This is a genomic window from Rahnella sp. 1L-D-7-B-C2 (genome assembly GCF_057290995.1).
Genome location: NZ_JBXAVQ010000029.1, coordinates 1 through 18,449 on the forward strand (window position 1 = coordinate 1; position 18,449 = coordinate 18,449).

Annotated in this window: 14 protein-coding genes; 9 read left to right on the forward strand and 5 right to left on the reverse strand. The window is 51.9% G+C overall.

Annotation, left to right across the window (positions count from 1 at the left end; all coding sequences use genetic code 11):
- Positions 1-263: 263 nt before the first annotated feature.
- Together fabF and AC0Z7K_RS23505 are read right to left on the reverse strand one after the other, a co-directional pair.
- Positions 264-1,538 (reverse strand): beta-ketoacyl-ACP synthase II, encoded by a 1,275-nt coding sequence (fabF, locus tag AC0Z7K_RS23500; protein ID WP_413531174.1) that lies wholly within the window; start codon positions 1,536-1,538, stop codon positions 264-266.
- Between the two features lie 140 nt (positions 1,539-1,678).
- Complete coding sequence (locus AC0Z7K_RS23505) at positions 1,679-2,299, reverse strand: TetR/AcrR family transcriptional regulator (RefSeq protein WP_413531173.1); 621 nt, start codon at positions 2,297-2,299, stop codon at positions 1,679-1,681.
- 345 nt (positions 2,300-2,644) lie between these two features.
- Between AC0Z7K_RS23505 and AC0Z7K_RS23510 the strand changes: the two genes are divergently transcribed.
- The gene (locus tag AC0Z7K_RS23510; protein WP_112165178.1) at positions 2,645-3,262 is read left to right on the forward strand and encodes a trimeric intracellular cation channel family protein; all 618 of its coding nucleotides are present in this window, start codon (positions 2,645-2,647) and stop codon (positions 3,260-3,262) included.
- Between the two features lie 20 nt (positions 3,263-3,282).
- On the opposite strand, the gene ligB is transcribed toward AC0Z7K_RS23510, so the two are convergent.
- A complete protein-coding gene (gene ligB / locus AC0Z7K_RS23515) occupies positions 3,283-4,974 on the reverse strand; it encodes an NAD-dependent DNA ligase LigB (protein WP_485616151.1) in 1,692 nt (563 codons plus the stop codon).
- Between the two features lie 281 nt (positions 4,975-5,255).
- Between ligB and gmk the strand changes: the two genes are divergently transcribed.
- From gmk to AC0Z7K_RS23545, 6 genes are all read left to right on the forward strand, one after another.
- On the forward strand, positions 5,256-5,879 hold the full coding sequence (gene gmk / locus AC0Z7K_RS23520; protein ID WP_413531171.1) for a guanylate kinase: 624 nt from the start codon (positions 5,256-5,258) through the stop codon (positions 5,877-5,879).
- A gap of 54 nt (positions 5,880-5,933) precedes the next feature.
- Complete coding sequence (gene rpoZ / locus AC0Z7K_RS23525) at positions 5,934-6,209, forward strand: DNA-directed RNA polymerase subunit omega (protein WP_056777549.1); 276 nt, start codon at positions 5,934-5,936, stop codon at positions 6,207-6,209.
- Positions 6,210-6,228: 19 nt separating this feature from the next.
- Positions 6,229-8,337 carry a bifunctional GTP diphosphokinase/guanosine-3',5'-bis pyrophosphate 3'-pyrophosphohydrolase gene (spoT, locus tag AC0Z7K_RS23530; RefSeq protein ID WP_413531170.1) on the forward strand — a complete coding sequence of 703 codons (2,109 nt, stop codon included), beginning with the start codon at positions 6,229-6,231 and terminating at the stop codon, positions 8,335-8,337.
- A gap of 5 nt (positions 8,338-8,342) precedes the next feature.
- Complete coding sequence (gene trmH / locus AC0Z7K_RS23535) at positions 8,343-9,041, forward strand: tRNA (guanosine(18)-2'-O)-methyltransferase TrmH (protein ID WP_413531169.1); 699 nt, start codon at positions 8,343-8,345, stop codon at positions 9,039-9,041.
- Entirely contained in the window at positions 9,038-11,119 is a 2,082-nt protein-coding gene (gene recG / locus AC0Z7K_RS23540) for an ATP-dependent DNA helicase RecG (protein ID WP_413531168.1), read from the forward strand. The genes trmH and recG overlap by 4 nt, the downstream gene beginning before the upstream one ends.
- 221 nt (positions 11,120-11,340) lie before the next feature.
- Positions 11,341-12,666 (forward strand): PTS sugar transporter subunit IIC, encoded by a 1,326-nt coding sequence (locus AC0Z7K_RS23545; protein WP_485616152.1) that lies wholly within the window; start codon positions 11,341-11,343, stop codon positions 12,664-12,666.
- 66 nt (positions 12,667-12,732) lie between these two features.
- Here AC0Z7K_RS23545 and gltS read toward each other — a convergent pair whose 3' ends face one another.
- Entirely contained in the window at positions 12,733-13,944 is a 1,212-nt protein-coding gene (gene gltS, locus AC0Z7K_RS23550; protein ID WP_485616153.1) for a sodium/glutamate symporter, read from the reverse strand.
- 238 nt (positions 13,945-14,182) lie between these two features.
- Between gltS and AC0Z7K_RS23555 the strand changes: the two genes are divergently transcribed.
- On the forward strand, positions 14,183-15,577 hold the full coding sequence (locus tag AC0Z7K_RS23555; protein WP_485616154.1) for a nucleobase:cation symporter-2 family protein: 1,395 nt from the start codon (positions 14,183-14,185) through the stop codon (positions 15,575-15,577).
- A 150-nt stretch (positions 15,578-15,727) separates the two neighbouring features.
- On the forward strand, positions 15,728-17,419 hold the full coding sequence (locus AC0Z7K_RS23560; RefSeq protein ID WP_485616155.1) for an AsmA family protein: 1,692 nt from the start codon (positions 15,728-15,730) through the stop codon (positions 17,417-17,419).
- A 77-nt stretch (positions 17,420-17,496) separates the two neighbouring features.
- Here AC0Z7K_RS23560 and fabY read toward each other — a convergent pair whose 3' ends face one another.
- Positions 17,497-18,429, reverse strand: a complete 933-nt coding sequence (gene fabY, locus AC0Z7K_RS23565) for a fatty acid biosynthesis protein FabY (RefSeq protein WP_413531163.1) — start codon at positions 18,427-18,429, stop codon at positions 17,497-17,499.
- Positions 18,430-18,449: the final 20 nt, after the last annotated feature.

The window sequence follows — 18,449 nt, forward strand, 5'->3', positions numbered from 1 at the left end:
CCTCATCAATATAATGGTGGTTTGACGCCAAATGAATCAGAGCGATTGTTCTGGAAAAACTCTAAAGCCGTGGCCAGTTTTGCTTGACCACTACAACCTAAACCAAAAACGCATTACAACAAACCCATGCAACACAAGGCTTAAAGCCATCTACTCTACAAACAGATTCAATTGAGTAAAACACCTGATTGACCCTAACAATAAAAAACGCCTCCCGTCAGTATGACCGGAGGCGTTTTTTTATGCTTTTTCTGAGGAACGAATTACGCTTCCCAGCGTTTCAGTAATACGCACGCATTCACGCCGCCGAAACCGAAACCGTTCGATAAAGCATAGGTAATGCCGTGCTTTTGGGCAGTATTACCGATGATGTTCAGGCCCGCTGCGGCTTCATCTTTGTTTTCCAGATTTAGCGTCGGTGGAACAATTTGATCACGGATGGCCAGAATGGTGAAGATGGTTTCCAGACCACCAGCCGCACCCAGCAGATGGCCGGTCGCGGATTTGGTAGAAGTCACGGCCAGTTTGCCATCGGTACCGAACAGGGTTTTGATCGCGTTGATTTCGCCGAGATCGCCTACCGGAGTAGAGGTCGCGTGCGCGTTCAAATGCTGCACGTCTGAAGGCTGAATGCCGGCCTGACGCAATGCGATTTTCATCGCACGACCCGCGCCATTACCGTCTTCCGCACCCGATGTCATGTGATAAGCATCGCCGCTGGTACCGTAACCCACGATCTCAGCCAGAATGTTGGCGCCACGCGCTTTCGCATGTTCCAGCTCTTCGATGACCAGCATACCTGCGCCTTCGCCCATGATGAAACCATCACGGCCGCTATCGAATGGACGGGATGCTTTCTCAGGATGATCGGTGTGACCTGCGGACATCGCCTTGGCAGCCGCAAAACCGCCAAGGCTAACAGTATCGATCGCTGCTTCGGCGCCGCCACAGAGGGCAACGTCGGCTTCATCGTTACGAATCAAGCGCACGGCATCGCCGATTGCCTGAACACCTGCCGCACAAGCGGTAACCGGTGCGCCAATCGGGCCTTTGAACTGATGCTTAATAGAGACCTGACCCGCAGCCAGATTCACCAGGAATGAAGGAATGGTGAACGGCGACAAACGTTTGGCACCACGGCTGTCATTAGTACGCACCGCATGGGCGATGGCCGGGAAACCACCAATACCAGAACCGATCACGGTCGCTGTACGTTCCTGCTGTTCCGCCGTTTCCGCTTTCCAGCCCGCATTAGTAATAGCCATATCCGCTGCTGCCATCGCGAACAGAATGAAACGGTCCATTTTTTTCTGGTCTTTCGGCACCACGAACTGATCCGGATCGAAACCAGACTCGGGATCTTGTTCTTTGGTTTGCACCTGACCACCAATTTTGACGGTCAGCGTTTCTACAATCTCTTCCGGCAATACACGGATACCAGACTGACCGGCCAGCAAGCGCTTCCAGATAGTTTCGATATCACAGCCCAGAGGACTCACAGCCCCCATGCCGGTAATAACCACTCGACGATGAGTCATAAAATGTTCCTCTCTGTCCGTTAATGCATACGTTTTTGCTGGGACTTTCAGAAGTCCGGCAGAAACAGGTTTTTGTAAAGGCTGACAGTATGTGACGAATTACGGTTTTGTAAACCCGTAACCCGAAAATTTTGTTGCCGCTATTTCGCCAGGCTGCGTAGAACCAGACTGGTGATTGCGGTTACACGTTCTTCAAGTTGCTCTGGGGTTTTTTGCTCCAGCAATAGCGGATGTGAGAATGGTGTCGTCACGGTGGTGATCGCCATACACACCTCGTCAAGCGGGGTTTTACGCTCAAACTCACCGGACTCACGGCCGTCAGTGACAATTTTCTCGATGATGCTGTACATCATAGCCCGATGATTTAACGTAGATTTCCACTGCTGGGCAGAGGCTGTCGCCGCGAGGTCGTGCAGCTTTCTGTCCTGAAAGAAGAGATCAAGACTACGCGTAAGCAGCGTTTTAAAAATAGATCGCAGGCGCAGAGTGGCACTTTGATCACTTTGCGCAATCAGCAATAAGGCCTGATCAATCTGCCCCACACGTTGTGAACAAATCGCTTCACCAATAGCCTGTTTTGATTCAAAAAACTTATAAATATAAGCACTTGAAACACCAATGGATTTTGCCAAATCGGCCACAGAGGTTTTTGCATAACCGTAAAGACGAAAATGCTCGAATGCAGCATTGATGATCTGCTCACGCCGTTCATGTTCGGCTGGTCCACGCTGAGTTAACGCAACCGGATTCACGGGTTTCATAAACTCCTCCGGGTAGGTAAAGCAATTAGGCATGTGTGAATGAGTAACGATTATACATATTCGTCACCAATAAGCAGGTGATATTTAGCAAGACGCAGCGCGGAACACGTTGTCTTGACCTTGTGAGGAACAGCAAATAGCTGAGCACTTGCGATTTTTCTAATCTAAAATAAATCATTGTTCATTCAATACCTTTTGCAACGCCAGATCTGGAGACACTTCAGATTAGTTTTAGTAATCTTAAAGGCAATGCAAAAGAAAAAATCAGTCGAGGGACGTTGAAAACCCCATTACTCTACGCGGCTACTGTTTTCTTATTCTTTCTGACACGTCCGGCGCGCGCACATGTTACTCACTGTTCTTTATATTATTGGGATTACCGCAGAAGCCATGACCGGTGCTCTGGCTGCCGGACGGCGCAAGATGGACTCCTTTGGCGTCATCATTATCGCCTCTGCCACGGCAATTGGCGGGGGGTCGGTGCGTGACATGTTGCTGGGTCATTACCCGCTCGGATGGGTCAAACACCCAGAATATATTGTCATTGTTGCCGTAGCCGCGATTATGACCACATGGCTTGCCCCGCTAATGCAACATCTGCGCAGGCTCTTTTTGGTGCTTGATGCATTGGGTCTGGTCGTGTTCTCAATTATCGGGACACAGGTCGCGCTCGATATGGGGCATGGCGCTATTATTGCTTCCGTCAGTGCGGTGATCACTGGCGTATTTGGTGGCGTACTGCGGGATATGATGTGTAATCAGATCCCGCTGGTATTTCAGAAGGAAATTTACGCGGGTATTTCCTTCGCCTCGGCCTGGGTATACATCGGCCTGCAATATTTCTCCCTGCCACATAATCTGGTGATCATCATTACCCTGCTGGTTGGCTTCATTGCCCGGCTGATCGCCCTGCGATTCCGCCTTGGGTTGCCGGTCTTTAATTATCCGCACTCAGATCACTAAATATTTATCACGCTTACCGGTCACTGAAAGGCGGGTATTTTTTCCTGTTTTAGCGCCTCGCTCATAGCGGCAACTTTTTGATGATGGATAAAGTCCAATACCTGAGAGGTGCGTTTTTTACCCACACCTGCCGTCATCTCCCAGTCTTGCGATGTCAGCTGTTGGATCTGACGCCATGTTTGCTGCTGCTGTGCAAATGTCAGGGCAAACGACGGGAAACCTAACGCAGACAACCAGCGTCGAAAGCTTTTATCCCGAGCCAGCTGAATTTGCGCCATCAGTTTCTGCGCCTGTTTAATACCTATCCCCGGAACTGCCGACATTTCTTTTTCATTCAACGTGAGCCAGTCAGTTAAAGAGTTAAGCGGAATTCCATCCACCAGCTTTTGCCATGTCGCTTCACCAAAGCCCGTCATATCAAGTCCTTCAGCGCCGCTGAGCCAGATTAACCGTGAGAGAAACTGCGCTCTGCAGCCTGTTTCCGGCGTAAAACAAGAAAGTGGACCGTATGACTGAGAGTCTGGTAATTCCATGAGTGGCCGCTCACTTACCCGCCATACCACTTCATCCAGCCTGGGGATCCCCTGACCGGCCAGCGTAATAGCCACCTGATCCCCGACAAGCACATTCCATTGTTTAAAACGGGAGACGGAACCCACATTCACTTTGCTCACCCATTTATCATCGAGCTTTAAGGCTTTCAGATTCAGAATGACCGTTACCTTTCCGCTGCGCCCCGTCGTCGTCGTAATTCCTGAAACTTCCGTGAGTTGTCGCGCGGGTGGATATTTCCATGCCACAGCCCAGGTAGCAGGTTTGTTCTGCCAGTATTTCCCGGCGGGCTCTTCCTCCTGGCGGATTACCACACCGTCAGTCGCAAAAGGCAATGGCTGAATAAACCAGGCATCGCGCCATTTCGCGACGTCATCCGCCGAACTCACCGGAAGAGTAAATTCTGAAACAACGGGGAACCCGAGCTGACTCAGTCGCTGAAGATGATCGGACATCACAGCGGGACCGTCTGGCCATGACCAGATGAATACACCCATTTGATTCAGCAGTTCAGTGGCGGAAGTACGCATCATTGCGCCAGCCACTTTGGATCTCGCACTTACACCACCCTCAACACTTTGCTGATGACCGGTCATCTTCAGATACAACTCACCCTGCAATACCAGTTCGGGGCTGATGTCTGCGATCTTAAGAGGTATTGAAGGTATAAAAGCCGCTTTGGTCGTCCAGTTTTGGCCTTTCTGACCATCACCGCGGCTGAGTAATGCGGCAAGTTGTCCATGCCGATAGACCAGTGAGACGGCAACGCCGTCGATTTTAGGTTGGACCCAAAGATTTTTGCGCCCGCGCATCCAGTTCGCAACGCCTTGTTTGTCACGTAGCTTACTCAGCCCGGTATGGGCAACAGGATGAGCATAAACCGCCTCCTCACCACCCGGAACAGCCATGACCGGGACGGGTTGACCGGCACATGCCAGCCACAATTGTTGTTTCTGGCGCAAATTATCGTAAACCGCATCTTCAATCGGGCTGCTGCCGGACTGGTGATAATCCTTATCCCACTGTGCCAACTGCGTTGTGAGCTGGCGGGTTTCCTGAGTCAGGCGCGCTGATGACCATACGGGACATATCTCTGGCGAGACGTTACCAGCGGCACAATAAAACGATAGAAACATCAGACTGATAATGAAATGGCGCATAGGCACCTCCTTGTGGGTGCAAGTAAACGCCGGTGACTTTTATCCTGCCAGAGCCAATTTTCATGATTGCGCGATGCCTTCCCGGTTATTTCATTTGTTGCAGCAACGGCAAGAAATGTTGGAACACGGCCCGGAAATCCATAATAAAGGGCTATTTTCTGTCGCGAAGTTGCGATGAAATACGACTGGACGCTGCACCGGATGCGGCGAGCGTGTATACTGTGCGAGAGATCACTCTTCGCATACTTCCTATCAACCCATTCAGTTGAAACGTCATCATCATGGTTCAAGGCACGCTGTATATCATCTCCGCTCCCAGTGGAGCAGGTAAATCAAGTCTGATTCAGGCTTTACTTAAAACGCAACCGCTCTACGACACGCAGGTTTCTATTTCTCACACTACCCGTTCAGAACGTCCGGGCGAGAAACATGGCGAGCACTATTTCTTTGTCTCAAAAGAAGAATTTCTTGAGATGATCGAAAAAGATGATTTTTTAGAGCATGCCGAAGTCTTCGGTAATTACTACGGAACTTCACGTGTCACCATTGAGCAGGTTTTAGCGTCTGGCGTGGATGTTTTTCTGGATATTGACTGGCAGGGCGCGCAGCAAATCCGCAATAAAATGCCGCAGGCGCGCAGTATTTTCGTGCTGCCGCCGTCGAAAGATGAACTAGACCGTCGCCTGCGTGGCCGTGGTCAGGACAGCGAAGAAGTGATCGCAAAACGTATGGCACAAGCTGTGGCAGAAATGACGCACTATGCTGAATACGATTATTTAATCGTGAATGACGATTTTGATCTGGCTCTGTCGGATTTAAAAACCATTATTCGCGCCGAACGTCTTCGTCTGAGCCGTCAAAAACTCCGTCATGACGGATTAATCACCAAACTATTGGCAGACTGAAGTCACTTTCAGTATTATGCCCAGTCTTTCGTCACCCTGTGGAGTAGCACATATATGGCACGCGTAACTGTTCAAGACGCTGTAGAAAAAATTGGTAACCGTTTTGACCTGGTGTTGGTGGCTGCTCGTCGCGCACGCCAGCTGCAATCTGGTGGTAAAGATCCACTGGTCGCTGAAGAAAATGACAAGGTCACCGTTATCGCTCTGCGCGAAATCGAAGAAGGCCTGATCACGAACAAAATCCTTGATGTTCGCGATCGTCAGGAACAGCAAGAGCAGGAAGCCGCAGAGATTCAGGCAGTTACTGCCATCGCTGAAGGTCGTCGTTAATTAACGAAACGGATCTCACTTGTATATCTTTGAAAGCCTGAATCAACTGATTCAAAAATACCTGCCGGAGGAGCAAATTAAGCGCCTCGTGCAGGCTTACCTTGTTGCGCGGGACGCGCATGAGGGGCAGACACGTTCCAGCGGTGAGCCTTATATTACTCACCCGGTCGCCGTGGCATGTATTTTGGCTGAAATGAGGCTCGATCATGAGACTCTGATGGCGGCGTTATTACACGACGTTATCGAAGACACGCCTGCAACCTACCAGGATATGGAACAACTGTTTGGCAAAAGCGTTGCTGAACTGGTTGAAGGCGTTTCAAAGTTAGACAAGCTGAAATTCCGCGATAAGAAAGAAGCCCAGGCGGAAAACTTTCGCAAAATGGTCATGGCGATGGTGCAAGACATCCGTGTCATTTTGATCAAACTCGCTGACCGTACCCACAACATGCGCACACTGGGCTCCTTGCGCCCGGACAAACGTCGCCGCATTGCCCGCGAAACGCTGGAAATTTACAGCCCGCTGGCTCACCGTTTGGGTATTCATCATCTAAAAACCGAGCTCGAAGAGCTGGGCTTCGAAGCCCTTTATCCGAACCGTTATCGCGTCATTAAAGAAGTGGTGAAAGCCGCGCGTGGTAACCGTAAAGAGATGATTCAGAAAATCCTCTCCGAGATAGAAGGTCGTTTAACTGAAGCCGGTATTCAGTGTCGCGTCAGCGGTCGCGAAAAGCACCTGTACTCTATCTATTGCAAAATGCACCTCAAAGAACAGCGTTTCCATTCGATTATGGATATTTACGCGTTCCGGGTGATCGTAAAAGAACTTGATACCTGTTATCGCGTATTAGGACAGGCGCACAGCCTGTACAAACCGCGTCCGGGTCGGGTAAAAGATTACATCGCGATCCCCAAGGCCAACGGCTATCAATCTCTCCATACTTCTCTGATCGGGCCTCACGGCGTACCGGTTGAAGTACAGATCCGTACTGAAGATATGGATCAGATGGCAGAGATGGGGGTTGCCGCTCACTGGGCTTATAAAGAGAACAGTGAAACCAGCACGACGGCGCAAATCCGCGCCCAGCGTTGGTTACAGAGTTTGCTCGAACTGCAACAAAGTGCGGGTAACTCATTTGAATTTATCGAGAGCGTGAAATCAGATCTGTTCCCGGATGAGATCTACGTCTTTACGCCGGAAGGCAGAATCGTAGAACTGCCTGCGGGTGCGACACCGGTCGACTTCGCTTATGCTGTGCATACCGATATCGGTCATGCCTGCGTAGGTGCACGCGTTGACCGCCAGCCGTATCCGCTTTCACAGCCGCTGACCAGCGGCCAGACTATCGAAATCATTACTGCTCCGGGTGCCCGCCCGAATGCCGCATGGTTAAACTTTGTGGTGAGTTCGCGCGCACGCGCCAAAATTCGCCAGATGCTCAAGAACCTCAAACGTGATGACTCCGTTTCTCTGGGCCGTCGCCTGCTGAATCATGCATTGGGAGCTGGTAAGAAACTGTCAGACATTCCACCAGAGAACATCAAAAATGAGCTGGATCGTATGAAGCTCACGGCGATGGATGATTTACTGGCTGAAATAGGCCTCGGTAACGCGATGAGTGTTGTTGTTGCTAAAAATCTGATGGGTGACCAGTCTTCTATGGCGAGCTCAGGCACACGCAATCTGCCGATTAAAGGCGCGGATGGCGTACTGATTACCTTCGCCAAATGCTGTCGCCCAATTCCAGGTGACCCGATCATTGCCCACATCAGTCCTGGCAAAGGTCTGGTTATCCACCATGAATCCTGCCGCAATATCCGCGGCTATCAGAAAGAACCTGAGAAATTCATGGCGGTTGACTGGGATGACCATCAGGAAACCGATCAGGAATTTATCGCTGAAATTAAAGTCGATATGTTCAATCATCAGGGTGCTCTGGCCAACCTGACCGCAGCGATCAACGCTGCGCAGTCGAATATCCAGAGTCTGAGCACGGAAGAAAAAGACGGCCGTGTCTACAGCGCCTTTATCCGCCTGACGACCCGCGATCGCGTTCATCTGGCGAATATTATGCGTAAAATTCGTATCATGCCGGACGTTATCAAAGTAACCCGCAACCGAAACTGATTGTTATGACCCCAGAACGTTATGCACGTATTCGTGAAATGCTGACGGCCCGCCAGCCAGACCTCACAGTCTGTATGGAACAGGTGCATAAACCACATAACGTTTCTGCTGTCATTCGCACCGCCGATGCTGTTGGCGTGCATGAAATTCATGCAGTCTGGCCGACGACAAGAATGAAAACGCTGGTCTCTTCTGCCGCAGGCAGCAACAGTTGGGTTCAGGTCAAAACACACAAAACTATTCAAGATGCCGTCGCCAAAATGAAGGCGCAGGGCATGCAAATCTTAGCCACAAACCTCTCTGAAAAAGCCGTCGACTTTCGCGCGATTGATTACACCCTTCCGACATGTATTTTACTGGGTCAGGAGAAAACCGGCATTACGCCTGAAGCACTCGCACTGGCAGACAGCGACATCATCATTCCGATGATTGGCATGGTGCAGTCGTTAAATGTTTCAGTGGCCTCGGCCCTGATTCTTTATGAAGCCCAACGCCAGCGCGAAAATGCCGGAATGTATCGTCGCGAAAGCACCGTGTTGAGCGAGAAAGAACAACAGCGTTTGCTGTTTGAAGGTGGCTATCCGGTTCTGTCTAACGTGGCGAAAAGAAAGAAGTTACCTCGCCCGTTCATTGATGAAACCGGTCAGATTATTGCTGATGACGAATGGTGGACGGCGATGCAAATGACGGTCAAAAAAAGATGAAAGGCCGCCTGCTCGACGCTATCCCACTCACGTCACTTTCTGGCGTCGGAGCCAGTCAGGCAGACAAACTCGCTAAGCTCGGCCTTGAAACTATTCAGGATTTACTGCTTCACCTTCCCCTGCGATATGAAGACCGCACCCGTCTGTACGCCATAAACGATTTACAACCCGGACTGTTTGCCACCATTGAAGGTGAAGTGCTGCGCAGTGACATCAGCTTTGGTCGTCGCAGAATGCTGACCTGCCAGATCAGTGACGGCACCGGGCTGGTCACACTGCGCTTCTTCAATTTCAATGCCGCGATGAAAAACAGTCTGGCCGCAGGCCGACGCGTGACCGCATATGGCGAAATCAAACGCGGCACGATTGGCGCAGAAATTATTCATCCCGAATACCGCATTCAGGGCGAAAACAGCGAAGTCGTTTTGCAGGAATCGCTGACACCGGTTTATCCAACCACTGAAGGCATTCGTCAGGCGACGCTGCGCAAACTGACCGATCAGGCGCTTGAGCTGCTTGATACCGTTCCTGTCGTCGAGCTATTGCCGGAAGAGCTAAGTCGCTCGTTGATTTCGTTGCCCGAGGCGCTGCATCTTCTCCATCGTCCACCACCAGACATTCAGTTGGCCGACCTCGAGAAAGGTCATCATCCGGCACAGCGCCGTCTGATAATGGAAGAGTTACTGGCGCATAATCTCAGCATGCTGGCCGTGCGCGCAGGTACGCAAAGTTATAAAGCGTTGCCGTTACATCACGACGATCGCCTGAAAAAACAGTTCCTCGCTTCTCTTCCGTTCAGCCCTACCGGTGCACAAGATCGCGTTGTGGCCGAAATTGAGCAGGATCTGGCAAAAAGTTATCCGATGATGCGTCTGGTCCAGGGCGATGTCGGCTCAGGTAAAACGCTGGTCGCTGCCCTCGCCGCACTTTGCGCCATCGCGCAGGGGCAGCAGGTAGGCCTGATGGCACCGACGGAATTACTCGCCGAACAGCACGCCAATAACTTTCGCCAGTGGTTCGAACCGCTGGGAATTCAGGTTGGCTGGCTGGCCGGTAAGCAAAAAGGCAAAGCCCGGCAGGCACAGCAGGAAGCGATTGCCAGCGGCCAGGTATCCATGGTGGTTGGCACTCACGCCATCTTCCAGGAACAGGTGCTTTTCTCCTCGTTATCTCTGGTGATCATTGATGAACAACACCGCTTTGGTGTTCATCAGCGGCTGGCATTGTGGGAAAAAGGGTTACAGCAAGGCTTCCATCCGCATCAGTTAATCATGACCGCTACGCCCATCCCAAGAACGCTGGCGATGACGGCTTACGCCGATCTGGATACCTCGGTGATTGACGAGTTACCGCCGGGACGCACGCCGGTGACTACCGTTGCCATTGCGGATACACGACGCAGCGACATAATCAGCCGCGTTAAAAGCGCCTGTGAGCTGGAAAATCGTCAGGCCTATTGGGTCTGTACGCTGATCGAAGAATCAGAAATGCTGGAAGCGCAGGCGGCAGAAGCCACATGGGAAGGTCTGAAAGAAGCTCTACCTGCACTGAATATCGGGTTGGTTCATGGCCGTATGAAGGCTCAGGAAAAACAAGCCGTCATGCAGGCGTTCAAAAAAGGCGAAGTACAGCTGCTGGTGGCAACGACTGTGATTGAAGTGGGAGTCGACGTGCCGAATGCCAGCCTGATGATCATCGAAAACCCGGAACGTCTGGGTTTGGCGCAACTGCATCAACTACGCGGCCGCGTTGGCCGTGGTGCGGTAGCTTCCCACTGCGTACTGTTATACAAAACGCCGCTCAGCAAGACGGCTCAGAAGCGTTTGCAGGTACTGCGCGACAGTAATGACGGTTTTGTGATTGCTCAGCAGGATTTAGAAATTCGTGGTCCGGGTGAATTGCTGGGTACCCGTCAGACCGGCAGCGCCGAATTCAAAGTGGCCGATTTGCTGCGCGATCAGGCAATGATCCCAGATGTGCAGCGCATCGCGCGCTATCTTCAGCAACAGTTCCCCGATCATGCCAAAGCGCTGATTGAACGCTGGCTGCCGGAAAGAGTGCGTTATACCAACGCCTGATCCCGCCTTTTTCTGCCAAAACATCATTAAAAATGATGCTTCCTTAGCAACTATTCCTCAGAGTTTTGTTAGAAAATCATCCTTAACCACTTTCTTCCCTGGTTATTTGATGACCTTCACAGACTCACATAAAGTCTGTAACCGGTTTCACATCCCACATCTACACTGATGATAATTAAGGCAACCCTGTGTGATTCCTTCACCATAAGGCCAATATCATTATGAGCATCAGCCAGTCTCTGTTTCAGTTTATTGAACAAAAAATCAGCCCGTTCGCGGCCCGCTTATCCTCTCAACGTCATGTTATGGCGGTGCGCGACGGCTTTATTTCAGCAATGCCGTTTATGATTGTTGGCTCGTTTCTGTTAGTTTTCGTGCATCCTCCTTTTTCGCCGGAATCCTCCTGGGGATTTGCCCGCAGCTGGTTGGCGTTATCAGCGAAATATGAGCTTCAGATACTGACACCGTTCAATATGACGATGGGCATCATGTCGATCTACATCGCGGCGTCCATTGCCTACAATCTGGCGAGAAGCTACAAACTTGACCCCTTTATGACCGCGATGCTGTCGTTGATGTCGTTCCTGTTAGTCGCTGCGCCACAGGTTGATAAAAAGATGTCAACGGAGGCGCTGGGCGGTGTAGGTATTTTCACCGCTATATTGGTCGCGATTTATGTCACCGAACTGACGCGGCTGCTAAAGAAATACAATATCGGCATACGGCTTCCTGAGCAGGTACCTTCAAACATTAAACATTCATTTGATCTGCTGATCCCGATTATTGCCCTGGTGATTACGCTGTTTCCGATCAGCTTACTGGTGCAGGCGGGCTTCGATATGCTGCTGCCGCAGGCCATTATGGCGTTGTTTGAGCCGCTGATTTCTGCCGCCGACTCGCTTCCGGCCGTTCTGGTGGCGGTGCTGATTTGTCATCTCCTATGGTTCGCCGGGATCCACGGTTCGGCGATTGTCTCAGGGATGTTACAGGCATTCTGGCTGACCAATCTCGGGCTGAATCAGACCGCGCTGGCCGCCGGATTGCCGATGACGCACATCATGACTGAGGCGTTCTGGAATTTCCTTATCGTCATTGGCGGTTCTGGCGCGACAATCGGTCTGGTGTTGCTGTTTTGTCGCAGCAAGTCAGCGCATCTGCGGACCATGGGGAAACTCAGTCTGGTGCCGAGTTGTTTCAACATCAACGAGCCGGTGATTTTCGGTACCCCAATCGTTATGAACCCGGTATTTTTCATCCCGTTCCTGCTGGCCCCGATGGTCAATGCCGTGATCGCTTATCTGGCCGTTTCCACGGATCTTCTCCCGCACATGATCTCACTGGTTCCGTGGACATCCCCGGCGCCGATTGGCGCAGCCTGGGCGATGGGCTGGGATTTCAAAGTGTCGATTTTGGTCATCATGCTGATGGCGCTGTCTATGATGATTTACTACCCATTCTTCAAAGTCTACGAGAAGCAGTTACTGACTCAGGAGAAAGCAGCGGAAGCCGAAAAAGTCTTTACTGAGCAAGCTGACGCAGCAAATTAAGCAAATTTGGAGTGATGAATCGGGCACAAAAACATGGGTTTTTGTGCCCTTATTTAGTTCAAGCAGTTAAGCAATTGCCGGGAAGACCGGCAGCATCAGGAACAATTTAATGACGATGGCATTGGCGATATCAAGGAAAAACGCGCCGACCATAGGAACAACTAAAAATGCCAGATGTGAAGGACCGAACTGGTTAGTGATCGCCTGCATATTAGCAATCGCTGTTGGCGTTGCGCCCAGACCAAATCCGCAGTGGCCTGCTGCCAGCACCGCTGCATCGTAATTTTTGCCCATCACGCGATAGGTGACGAAAATCGCGTAAAGCGCCATCGCGATAGTCTGCACGAGCAGGATGGCCATCATCGGCAACGCCAGCGACGCCATTTCCCAGAGTTTGAGGCTCATCAGCGCCATCGCCAGAAACAGCGACAGGCTGACGTTGCCCAGCACCGAGACCGCACGATCAAATACGCGGTAGAAACCCAACCATGCGAGAAGATTACTCAGGATCACGCCAACAAACAGGACACAGACAAAGGTCGGAATTTCGAAAGCGGAGCCATGCAGTAGTTCGGAAATACGGGTGCCTGCACTCAGACAGATGGCGATCAGCGCAATAGTCTCCACGAGCACCAGCGGAGTGATCATGCGGCCAATCGCAGGTTTTTCGAATGCGCTCGGATCGGCTGAATCATCAAGCGAGCCGTTAGGCGTTGAAGAGTGACTCACCAGATAACGCGCCACTGGCCCGCCAATAATGCCGCCGAGCACCAGCCCGAATGTCGCACAGGCCATCGCTACTTCGGTGGCATTCTCAAAGCCATAGCGTTCTATGAACACCTTACTCCAAGCTGCGCCAGTACCGTGGCCGCCGGACAGCGTTACGGAACCGGCCAGCAGCCCCATCAGGGGATCCATTCCCAACATTTTTGCCATGCCTATGCCAATAACGTTTTGCAGCAACAGCAATCCGACGACGACAAACACCAGCAGCATCAGGCTTTTTCCGCCGGAACGCAGACTGGCCAGATTCGCGTTAAGACCGATGGTGGCAAAGAATGCCAGCATCAGAGGTTCTTTTAACGAAATATCAAAACCAATTTCCCAGCCAAATATCCGGTTGGCGATCAGCAGCACAACGGCAACTAACAAACCGCCCGCGACAGGTTCAGGAATGGTGTATTTTTTAAGAAAGTTAATCGACTGAACGCATTTGCGCCCTAAAAGGAGAACCAGCGTGGCAGCCACCAGCGTGCCGTAGGTATCGAGCTGAATCATTCACGAACTCCATTTTGTAATAAATCCAATAAAATTATTGAGTTATAGATTTCTCAATTCATTATTTTTCCCCAGAGGATGAATTAGAAGTCAATAACGCTAAATCACGCAAGAAAAACAGGGCTTAACAAACCCATTAACTCAAATTAATGACGACAAATCCGTGTTAGCAAACGATTGCTTTTATTGTCGATTTCAATAAAAATGCCCGCTTTGCCGCTTATTGGAATGCCACAACATGAGTACGCAAACAGCAGAACAAGAAACACAGCAATCCGACCTTTCCCGCCAGACTAAAAGTGAACTGATTTACCGGCTCGAAGACCGCCCCCCAATTCCTCAGACGTTATTTGCCGCCTGCCAGCATTTGCTGGCGATGTTTGTAGCCGTGATCACCCCGGCATTACTGATTTGTCAGGCATTGGGGCTCCCCGCGCAGGACACCCAGCACATCATCAGCATGTCGCTTTTTGCCTCTGGTCTGGCTTCCATTTTACAAATTAAAACCTGGGGTCCGGTGGGCTCGGGACTTCTCTCGATTCAGGGCACCAGCTTTAACTTTGTTTCGCCGCTGATTATGGGCGGTCTGGCGCTGAAAAATGGCGGTGCCGATGTCCCGACCATGATGGCCGCATTGTTCGGGACGCTGATGCTGGCGTCTTGTACTGAAATCATTCTCTCACGCTTCCTGCACCTCGCCCGGCGCGTGATCACCCCGCTGGTTTCCGGGATTGTAGTGATGATTATCGGCCTCTCGCTGATTCAGGTCGGTCTGACATCCATCGGTGGCGGATATGCCGCGATGAGCGACCACACCTTTGGCGCACCGAAAAACCTGATGCTGGCCGCTGTGGTTCTGGTGGTGATTATTTTACTCAATCGTCAGCGTAACCCTTACCTGCGTGTGGCCTCGCTGGTTATTGCGATGGCAGTGGGCTATCTGGCCGCATGGATGATGGGGATGTTGCCGACCGTGGCACCCTCGTCACAAACCAGCGGGATCACCTTCCCGACGCCGCTTTACTACGGTCTGGGAATTGACTGGAATCTTCTGATCCCGCTGATGCTTATCTTTATGGTCACCTCGCTGGAAACTATTGGTGATATCACCGCGACATCCGACGTTTCCGAGCAACCGGTCAGCGGCCCGCTTTACATGAAGCGCATCAAGGGCGGCGTGCTGGCCAACGGCCTGAACTCCATGCTCTCTGCGGTGTTCAATACCTTCCCGAATTCCTGCTTCGGCCAAAATAACGGCGTAATCCAACTGACCGGCGTTGCCAGCCGTTATGTAGGGTTTGTCGTGGCGCTGATGCTGATTGTCCTGGGACTTTTCCCTGCGGTTGCCGGATTCGTTCAGCACATCCCTGAACCGGTTCTTGGCGGCGCGACCATCGTGATGTTTGGTACCATCGCGGCTTCCGGTGTACGTATTGTTTCCCGTGAACGTCTGAACCGCCGCGCGATTATGATCATGGCGCTGTCTCTGGCAGTCGGCATGGGAGTATCCCAGCAGCCATTGATCCTGCAATTCGCGCCAGATTGGATCAAAACCCTGCTCTCCTCCGGGATTGCTGCAGGCGGGATTACTGCGATTGTTCTGAATTTGGTTTTTCCTCACGAAAAGTCATAACCGACTGTAATACGCATGCAACGGCGGCAGGTGGTTCGGAACCCCTGCCGCTTTTTATTGTCTGCAGTCTGCTAAGCTGTTGAGAAATTTCGCTGTTTGCGGCATAAACAGAGAACCTATATCCCTAATTCACGCTACAGGCCCCAGACGATGAGATTTATCGGTAAAATTTTGCTGACGTTCGTCCTGCTTCTGGTACTGGCGATTGTGCTGGTGTACGTCCTATTACAGACCCGCTGGGCGGCGGGTAAACTCAGTACCTGGGTCACAGATAACAGTGATTACCGGCTCGCCGTCGAAAAATTGGACCACGACTGGTCAACGCCGGGGCGGGTGACGCTCACTAATGTCATCTTCGGGCAGAAAAATCAGCCTGAAACGCTCAGCGCCGGTGAAGTCGATCTCGATTTAAGCTGGCGTCAGATTACTGAACCGCGCTTTTTCGATCGCGTCGTGCTGATTAACGGACGCCTGAACGTCAGCCCCTCCGCCATGAACCTGCCTTTTCAGGCCAATACGCTGCAACTGAGCAAAATGGCGCTGACCGGAAACGCCGCCGGACTGGAGATTCAGGGTCAGCAGATCAATGCCGGGATTTCCCCATGGCAACCCAACCCCCTCCAGCTGTTGGGCGATAAAGCGGATTTTCAGCTCAGTGCGGCGAACCTTACCGTCAACGGGCTTCCCGCCGAAAACGTCCTGATTCAGGGTAACCTGAATAATAAAATTCTCACGCTGGGCAATTTTGGGGGTGATTTAGCGCGCGGTCAGCTCACCGGCAAAGCCACTCAGGCAGCGGATGGCAGCTGGAATATCGAAAACCTGCGCCTGAGCAATGTGCGCCTGCAAACATCCAAATCGCTTTCTGAGTTTTTCGATGATTTCCAGACGCTGCCAAAAGTCACCATCGAACGGCTTGATCTGATCGACGCCCGTTTGCAGGGAACCGACTGGGCATTCAGCGATGTTGATCTTTCCGTACAGGATGTGACGCTGGAAAAAGGCGACTGGCAAAGCAATGACGGCGAAATCTCGCTAAACGCGACTGATATGATTAACGGCAATTTGCATATTCAGGATCCGATCATCAATCTCGATCTGACTGCGCAAGGCATTTCTATCAAGCAGGCTACGGCACGCTGGGAGCGCAGTTTGTTGCGTACCACCGGCAACTGGCTCCGCGCCAATAAACGCCTGCAACTTGATGAGCTTTCTGTCGCCGGGCTGGAATACACGCTGCCGCAAAACTGGAGACAACTTTGGGTACAGCCACTGCCGGATTCCCTGGCTGAAATCTCGATTGGCCGGTTTATTGCCAACAGAAACCTGATCATTGATATCGATCCACATTTCCCCTTCCAGCTAACGGCGTTGGATGGGCTGGGTAACAATCTGCTGCTGGCGCGTAATCACCAGTGGGGGATCTGGAATGGTAAGCTGAATCTGAACGCCAGCGAAGCGACGTTCAACCGGAACGACGTGCGCCGCCCTTCCATTACGCTGGAGGCCAGTGACCGTCAGGTGAATATTTCTGAGCTGAGCGCGTTCACTAAAGAGGGATTGCTGGAAGCCACCGGGACGGTGGATCAGCAACCACAGCGCCAGTTCTCGGTGAAAATGACCGGGCGCGCCGTGCCAGCTAATCAACTGGAAAACTGGGGATGGCCGCATCTGCAGCTTGACGGTAACGCCAACATGCAGCTCAATCTGCAAGGGCAGATGCCGGCTAACGTGGATTACAAGCCTACGCTCAACGGCACACTTCAGGTGAACGGCGCCAACGGTCAGATTATCAACCAGAGAATGCTGAACGGACTGGTTTCCGGCGCAGTAACACCGTAACTGCCAGCACTGTTTTCTGAAAAGAAAAAGCACCGCCATCGCGGTGCTTTTTTATGCGCTTATATTTAGGCTGAAAATTAGTTAATTGCAGGTTCCAGCGGCGCACCGGGAGCTGCCGGCAGAACAAGATAAGTACCTTCAAATACTGCGCCTTCGGCCTCATCGCCGTACAAATTCACTTCAAGCTGCACGCGTGCTTTACGCCCGCGCGCCAGGCGGTCCAGATCGCCACTAACTGAACCGAGATCGGCCACCGCACGCGGCCTGCCGGTCACAGGCGAACTGTAGCGGATATGCGCATCGGCCAGAACAATAGTCCCGCCAAGATGACGTTCACGAAGCAGCAGCCAAATCAGCCCCCAGCCGGTCAGCGTCGCGAGTGAAAATAAACTACCCGCAAACAGCGTGTGGTGCGGATTCTGATTGCCGTTCTCCGGCATCGTGGTAACAAACCGCTGGCCAGTGTACTGGCTGATGCGCACGCCCATTTTTTCACTGAGAGGAATATGATCGTACCAGGCCTGTTGCAGCTGACCACACCAGTCGGGGCGATGGAGAATGTCATCCAACGTTTCAACCGGTTTGATCATCAGGAAGTGTCGCACCGGCGTGGTTTGCGGCGTGGTAATTTCTCCCTGATTGATGAAACCCAGTTTGGCAAAAAACTCTACGGCGTCTTCACGGGCACTACACACCACGCGCTTAACGCCTTCCTGACGCGCCACAGACTCCAGAGTCATCGCCACCAACGTTCCCAGCCCTTTATCCTGCACGTTCGGGTCAACCGCCAGGAAGCGGATAGAGGCCTCATTGTCGGCATTGATATATAAACGGCCCACAGCGACCGGGCAGCCCTGTTCATCCACCACCATCTGATGATGCGCAATGGAATCGTAAGCATCGCGCTCTGACCCTTCGGGCTGACGCAATGGCTTGCGCAGCATTTCCCAGCGAAATCGGTAATAATCGGCCAGTTCTTTTTCGGTCGTCGGTACTCTCAGGTGATACATAATTGTGTTCTCTCCGGCGT